We start from the raw sequence: 220 nt of genomic DNA on the forward strand, positions 1-220 counted from the left end.
AAACAGAGTCCTGACCAACTGAAAAAGATCGAGGCTTGGAGACGTCAACACGAAATATTGGGAGCTGATAGTTATAGAATCACTGTAGTTTCTCGAAGTGGCAGCAAGCCTTGGAACATTGGAAAGAATCAAGGAGAAAAAGGCAAAGAACGTTTCTACACTGCGGAAGAGGTCGAGGCTAAGATCCCATTTCTGCGTCAGAAAAACGCGCGAGGGGGCG

Annotated in this window: 1 protein-coding gene; it reads left to right on the forward strand. The window is 46.8% G+C overall.

Annotated features, from left to right (window positions below; all coding sequences use genetic code 11):
- The coding region (locus tag A3712_RS28505) for a hypothetical protein (protein ID WP_231891880.1) at window positions 1-220 on the forward strand (220 nt) is incomplete at both ends.

The sequence above is a fragment of the Vibrio sp. HI00D65 genome (assembly GCF_001635455.1).
Classification (GTDB): Bacteria; Pseudomonadota; Gammaproteobacteria; order Enterobacterales; family Vibrionaceae; genus Vibrio.